The organism is Cohnella terricola, assembly GCF_007786475.1.
Classification (GTDB): domain Bacteria; phylum Bacillota; class Bacilli; order Paenibacillales; family Paenibacillaceae; genus Cohnella; species Cohnella terricola.
Map to the genome: position 1 here is coordinate 57,812 of NZ_VNJJ01000004.1, position 7,151 is coordinate 64,962.

A 7,151-nucleotide genomic window follows, 5' to 3' on the forward strand; every position below is an offset into this window, starting at 1 on the left:
GCCGTCCCTCTTTCATCAGAACAAAGCCTGAAGTCGAACGATCGCCTGAGCTCGATCGACGACGCCTAGCTTACCGTACAAGTTGCTGATATAGTTCCGAACCGTACCTTCCGTGATGTGCAGCGCCTCGGCGATCTCCCGGTTGTTCATTCCTCTGATGATAAGCCGCGCGAGCTCGTCTTCCCGCTCGGTCAGTTTCACCCATTCCGCTCCGCCTTGGCGCCGCTGCTCGGAATCCTCGGTCAATTGAGCCAATCTCGCCGCCAGCTTGGCTGCCACGGCAGTTGGCAGCACAAACTGCCCGTTCGCCGTGTCGCGAATCGAATCGATCATTTTATCCCCCTCCGCATCCTTAAGCATATAGCCATCAGCGCCATAAGCCAGAGCATTGACGATATAGTCGGTATCGATGAAGGTCGTCAGAATGAGGATTCGCGTCTCCGGACAATCGGCCTTGATTCTTTTGAGCGCGGCAATGCCGTCCATTACGGGCATTTGGATATCCAGCAGGACGAGCGTCGGCCGCAGCTCGAACGTCAGCGCGACGGCCTCCTCTCCGTTCTTGGCCAGTCCGACGACTTCCATGTCGTCTTCGAGGTCCAGGATCGTTCTCAGACCCTCTCTTGTCAGCATTTGATCGTCGGCGATGACCAGTTTGATTGTTTTCATTGATTATCCTCCGTTCGTAACGCCGAATAAGGCAGTTCGATCAGCAGACGGAAGCCCTCGCCGCTCCCCGACTCGACGGACAGCGAACCTCCTAGCTGCTCGACTCTGTCTCTCATCGCCTTTAAACCGAATCCCGGAACAATCTTATCCGTTCCCTTGCCGTAATTGTCTAGTCGGAACCGAATGATCTGGCCGACGTCGCGCAAGCCGAACCGAAACTCCGTGCTGGAGCCGTGACGGATGCCGTTCGTCAGCCCCTCTTGAAGGGCATGATAAATTGTCTTTCGATGTGCGGCGGAAAGCTCCGGTATCGGATCGATATCCGCCCTGATCGAGACCCCTGCGTTGCGCTCCGTTTCCTCTATTAATTGCCGAATCTGCGCTTCGAGATCCGCGTATTTATCCTGCTTCAACATGTGCACCGAACCGCGAATTTCATTCAAGCTATGCCTGACCAGATCTTGAGCTTCCTTCAAGCGATTGACGGCCTCATCGGCATCCTTGAGAAGAAGCCTTTTCCCTGCTTCGATCTGAATGACCGTCGAAGTCAGCGTATGACCGACGATGTCGTGGATTTCCTGGGCGATCCGGTTCCTTTCCTCATAGACCGAAGCTTCGGCTAATGCGGCCGATGTCTCGAGCATCGCTCGCTCCAGACTGCGGGTACGCTCCTCCACCTGTTTCTCCAGATTGTTTCTCAGCTCCCGAATCCCCGTGAACAGCTTCGCGTTGGCGATCGAGATCGCGCACTGGGAAGCAAGCAGTTTTACGTGTTCTAGCCGCTGCGGAGTAAAAACGTTAGGCGATAACTTATTCTCTAGATAGAGCAGGCTGATCATTTTATTCTGATGCCAAATCGGCAGGCAGAGGACGGAGCGTACACCTTTATTGCTAATATAAGGGTTTCTCGCGAACATCCCTTCCCGGGCCGCGTCGTGAAGAATGACCGTCTCCCCAGTGCGAGCCGCGTAAACGACCACGGCCGCGGGCATCTCGTCGTGCTGTTCGACAGGAACCGAATCGACCGGAACCGGCGCGATCCGCAAATCCTCTAGCGTACCGTAAGCTTCCACGACCCAACTGCCTTCATAATCGAACAAAAGCGCGCCGAATTCCGCACCCGAATTGTGCAGCATAATCCGCATGAGCCTGTTCAGCAGACTGTCCATCTCCATCTCACCCGATATCGCTTGAACGGACTGAACGACGGATAAATAATCGATCCGATCGAGCCCCGTTTCCGGCTTGAGCTTTAGCAAAGTCGCATATTTTTTTTCCATCTGTTCGATCTTGAGGTAAGCTCCCCATTGCTGATAGGTCTCGTACGCCTGGGTTAAATACACTTTAGCCTGATGCGATTTGCCTTGACTTAGCCCGTGCTTGCCGCAGCATTCCGCGGCGATGGCCAGATCGTGAATATGGCCGCTTGCTTCGGCGGCCTCGATCGACTTCGCGTACAATTCCTCCGCCCGCCGGTGTTTCCCCTTCAGCCGCGCTATCTCCGCATCGATCAAAAACAGCTTGTGTAAATAGTTTTCCGGACACCTTCTCGCGTACTTCCTCATCCGGTTTCTGCGCGTACGGATCGCGGACCAGCGTTCGCCGCGTTCCTCGGCGGGCAGCGTCTCATAGCGTTGCAGCCAGACAAGAGCCTCGTATGTATCAAGCAAGGCATTCTCGGCCTTGTCTTTCCTCCGTTCGGTAAGATCAGCCACTTTCTTCAACGCCTCTTCCGCTTTCGCGTAGTCTTCGAAAATATAGCCGTATATGTAGTCGCAGACGGAAGACAGCTCTTCCAAATGCGCGCTCCCGGCCGTATAATTCTCCTGCTCGACTTCTTCGATCGGATAGAGGTCTCCCGGTGCCCGATACCCGGACAAACGCACCAGCATCGCCGCGAACATCGTCGCTTCCTTCCAGATCACATCGTTTTTGTGTCGTCTGAATTCACCAGCATGTTCAAGGAGACGCTCGTAGACCGCGGGGATCGGACAGCCGAGGTTGAATCGCGTGACGCAGTCGATAAGAACGCTTTGATTGCCCTGCCAGATATCGCCCGATTCGAGTCCAACTTTGCCGGAGTAACGTGAAAATACGTCCAGCATCTCCCGGTCGTATTTGCGCCAACTGTCGGAGCAGATCTGGAAAACGCTCAATGTCTTGACGAGCAACAGCGGATAAGGCTTAGATAACTCCCAGGCTAAAATTCCCCAACGATATGTCTCTTCCATCCGATGAAAGACGCTGTATTGGATCAGCGCATAACCTATAAATCCAATGCAGGATTCCGGAGCCCTTCCCCGCTCGAGCGTTAATTCGACCATTGTGAGCGTATAAGCCAGCCACCCATTCTTATCCTCTTGAAATAAAGCTCCCGTTCCTAAGTCAAGCGTTTTCATGGCAATCTTGCTCGTCTCGTCCGTCATCGGGGGCAACTTGGCAATCGTATCACCGGAATGCCTTCTCAGCTTTCGCCGGACCCTTAGCATTTGCCGGATCAGCCGTGAACGGCCGAGCCTGGCGGGGATGTCCACGTTCAGGAGCGCCAGCGTTCTTCTCGCCAGCTCGATCACTTCGCCGCGATTATCCAAGCTGGCCTCCAACTGTATCATTAGATTATAAATAACGGCTTGATCTAATTTGTTTTTTGCTTTCCCGAGCAGCAACCCCATCCTCGTCTTGGCTTCATCGAAATGCAAGCAGAGGTACTCTAACTCGGCGCGTTCCCGATAAACCAGGAACATCAATTCGTAATCCTCGTCCCAAGAAGCTTCGGCCAACATGTCCATCGCACGGGCGATATAGCCGAGCGCCGTCTCGTATGCAGTGGATTGCTTCGCTTTTAAACCCGCGCGCAGGTTCAAATTCGCCAATTCTCTTCGTTCCCGTTCTTCAACGAATTTCTCGGCCGCCCGGTTCAGATGATGTACCGCTCCAAAATCATCGAAGTCGGCCGCTTCGTTAAAGTTGCGGAGTTTCTCCATTCCGATGCGGTAATGAAGTCCGATCCGCTCTTCCTCCGAGACGAATTCGTATGCGGCCTGTTGAATGCGGTCATGCTGGAAGCGAAAAACGCCTCGATCCCGATTGTCTGCTTGAAGCAGACCTTCGCGAACGGCGGTATCGAGCGCTTCGGCAAATGCCCCCTCATCAAGTCCGACAAGCGACTTTAGTTGCTCAGTTCCAAAAGTATTGCCAAGAAACGCCGCGCGGCTCAGCGTTCGGATTAAAGTTCCGGGCAGATGTGCGAGTTTCTTCGCCAAATAGGACGCCGCGTCTTCGGCAACGCTCATCTCCAAAATGCGCGACGTATCCCAGATCCACCTTCCGGCGTCTTCGTCGAACTGTACCGCCCGAGAATCCAACAAATCTTGCAAAAACCGCTTTAGAAAAAACGGATTCCCAGCCGTCTTCCTAAGCAGCATGGACGCCAATTCGCCGTAAATTTCCCGTTCGCCCCTCAGCGCGTCATACAGTAACGCTTCCGTTTCCCGTTCGCCGAGAGCTTCGAGCCGAATGCTGGTCCAGCCCGCCTTTCTCACGGCAAGCCGTTCTCGCAGTTGCGGTAAAGCTATTCCCGCAGACAGCTCCTCGTCCCGATAAGCCAGTACGATAAGCGCATGTTTCGTTTCCCGATCTTCCAAGAAATCGGCAAGATAATGCAATGATTCTTCGTCTGCCCACTGGAGGTCGTCCAGGAACAGCACGAGCGGCCGATCCCTCCAAGCGAAAACCTGAAGAAACCGGCTTAATATCAAATGAAATCGGCGCTTCGCCTCGACCGGCGGCAGCGAAGGCACCTCGGGTTGAGGTCCGATCAGAAGCTCAAGCCGAGGGACGCGTTCGATGAGCAATCGCCCGTACCCTTCCAACACCTTCAACATACGGAGCTTCCAAACCTCGATCTCCAGCGTGCTTGCCGTCAACAGTTCGCTCGTAAGTTCCTCGATAACTTGAATCCACGCTCCGTACGGCAGGGCATTGCGGTTGGAATCGAACTTCCCCGTCGCTAATTTCCCGGCAACGTGGATGATTTCCTTCAGTGTCTCCCGAACGAAAAACGTTTTGCCGATTCCGCCTACGCCTTGAATCTCGAACATTTCCGTCGCGCCCGATCTCGCCCGGTCCAATGCCTGATACAGTTGCTCCCGTTCGGCGATTCGCCCATATAATTCCGTCGGAAAACGAAACCGGCGAGGAACGTCCCTTTCGCCCGGCTCGAACCCGGGCGCTTCCCCGGTCCCTTCGATTCCGGCCAGAAAGTTCTCCAGATCAAGCTTAAGCCCGTAAACGCTCATGTATCTGGATTCCGGCGACTTCTCCAGGCACTTTCCGATGATGCGGGACAACGTTTCCGGAATACCCGGAAATTCGCGATGAAGCAGTTGAGGAGCGACAGCGAGATGGCGGTACACAATGTCCGATTCGCGCTCTCTCTGGAATGGCAGACTTCCTGAGATCCATTCGTAGAGCGTCATTCCGAGAGAGTACAGATCCGAACGGTAATCGGGTTCATTACCCGTTCTTCCCGTCTGCTCCGGCGACAGGTAAGGCTGCAGCGAACGCGGACAATCGATGAATGGGACGTAAGCGTCAGTCTCCCGATCGTTCGAACTATTGCGAATATCGGCAAACTTGGCTTCGCCGGTCTCGACGTTTACCCACAAATACGATGGAGAAATTCCGAGCAAGACCAGGTCCTCCCGGTGCAGACGCATCAGGCTGTCGGCTGCGGATACGGCTACTCGCACGAGATCCGCGAGCGGGAGCGACGGATCCCGCGACGGAACAAGAGCATTCATCAGATCGCCGCCGATGTCTTTTAATAGAACGACCGGCCGATCAGCGACCTCTTCTATTCCGAGCGCTTCAAGCGCACCTTGGCTGCCGATCCGCTTCAATCTCTCATATTCGTCTCGAAGAGACTGGGCAGTCTTTCCATCCGGGTAAGGATCGCGCGTCGTTTTGGCGATGACGCTCGAGCCCTCCTTGTCGCTCCACAATCGATAGAATACGCAGTCTTCAAGACTTCCAAGCTGCTCAATCGTAGAATACCCATGTAATTTCAAATTTCCATCGCGCTCCCAGGCATAATCGATAAAGTGCTCGCTCATCTCTTGACTCCTTTCTCCATCCTGTCGGGTGCCGTTCTCTTTCTCGCAACTCGCATATCATTTATCGTAGCAGACCCATCGACAAGATTAAACATAAGTCTAAGAAAATTCCGTAAGCGTAACGAGGTTATCCTTCCGGCCGCTTGACGGTTGCCGGAAAGATAACCTCGATTGTTTTGCATTTTACTTATCGGATTGCGCAAGCATCTTCAGCAAAATCGTGATCGCTTCCGCTCTCGTCGCCGTAGCCGCGGCGTCGAACTTGTTACCGCTTTTGCCCTGCATGATACCGGCTTCGGCGAGCGCTCCGATCGCTCCCTTCGCCCAATTCGGAAGTTTGGCCGCATCGGTGAAGCCATTTGCCGCGTCGGCGTTGCCGATCAGCTTCAGCGCGTTCGCCACGATCGACGCCATCTCGGCGCGCGTCAGCTCCGCGTTCGGACGGAACGTGCCGTCGGAGAAGCCTTTAATGATGTTTCCCTGCACCGCTTGCGAGATTGCTTCGCGCGCCCATCCGCCGATCTTCGCATTGTCCGCAAAGCGGAGTTCAGCTCCCGTGCCTACAGGTTTCAATGCATTGATCAACATTACCGTGAACTCCGCGCGCGTGACCGTCGCGTTCGGCTTAAACGTACCGTCCGCGTAGCCTTGAACGATGCCCTGCTTCACGGCTTCACGAATGTTCGCTGCCGCCCAGTGGCCGGCGATGTCGGAAAATTGGGTAGCTCCTGCCCCGTTGTTGTTCTCGGTAGAGCCGCCGTTTGAAGAGCCTCCGTTGCCGGGTCCTTCAGTCGCGTTCCCGCCTCCAGTTGTGCCGCCACTGCCTGTCGACCCATTACCTCCGCCTGTCGGCCCACCGCCGCCGGTGTTGTCCGTATTCGTCGGTGCTTTTGGCGTTACCTCGTTGGAAACTGTCGATTGCGGGCCATATCCCGCCGCATTCCTTGCCTCGACCGTAAACGTGTATTTCGTGCCGTTCGTTAAGCCCGTCACCGTAATGGAAGTCGACGTTCCCGTAACCTCGATGTTGCCCGGCAAAGCCGTTACTCTGTACTCGATAATCGGACTTCCACCACTATCCGGTGCTTTAAAGCTTACCGTAGCTCGACCGTTGCCTGCTGTCGCCGCAACATCCGTCGGTGCAGCAGGCACGGTTCTCGGCGTCGCGCTCACTTCATTCGAAGCGATGCCGCCGCCGGCATTGATCGCCTTCACGATAAAGTAGTAAGTCGTGCCGTTCATCAAACCTGTCGCCTGATAGCTGTAAACCGAACCCGTCACGGAGACGGCCGACTGCGGATCATAATTGCCGGATGTCGAACTCATGAATACTTGATAGTCGTCGGCATGTGCGACGCTTGTCCATTG

At 54.8% G+C, this 7,151-nt stretch carries 3 protein-coding genes; all 3 read right to left on the reverse strand.

Annotated elements, in window-relative coordinates; translation table 11 throughout:
- Window positions 1–15 precede the first annotated feature (15 nt).
- Window positions 16–669 carry a response regulator gene (locus FPZ45_RS08295; RefSeq protein ID WP_144700187.1) on the reverse strand — a complete coding sequence of 218 codons (654 nt, stop codon included), beginning with the start codon at window positions 667–669 and terminating at the stop codon, window positions 16–18.
- The gene (locus tag FPZ45_RS08300; protein ID WP_144700189.1) at window positions 666–5,783 is read right to left on the reverse strand and encodes an AAA family ATPase; all 5,118 of its coding nucleotides are present in this window, start codon (window positions 5,781–5,783) and stop codon (window positions 666–668) included. Before FPZ45_RS08300 ends, FPZ45_RS08295 begins: the two co-directional genes overlap by 4 nt.
- Window positions 5,784–5,966: 183 nt before the next feature.
- Window positions 5,967–7,151 (reverse strand): S-layer homology domain-containing protein (locus tag FPZ45_RS08305; protein WP_186438288.1); only part of this gene is annotated, 1,185 nt, incomplete at its 5' end.

Excerpts from the sequence above, each read along its gene's own strand:
- FPZ45_RS08295 (WP_144700187.1), bottom strand. The coding sequence starts at position 669 with ATGAAAACAATCAAACTGGTCATCGCCGACGATCAAATGCTGACAAGA.
- FPZ45_RS08300 (WP_144700189.1), bottom strand. The coding sequence starts at position 5,783 with ATGAGCGAGCACTTTATCGATTATGCCTGGGAGCGCGATGGAAATTTG.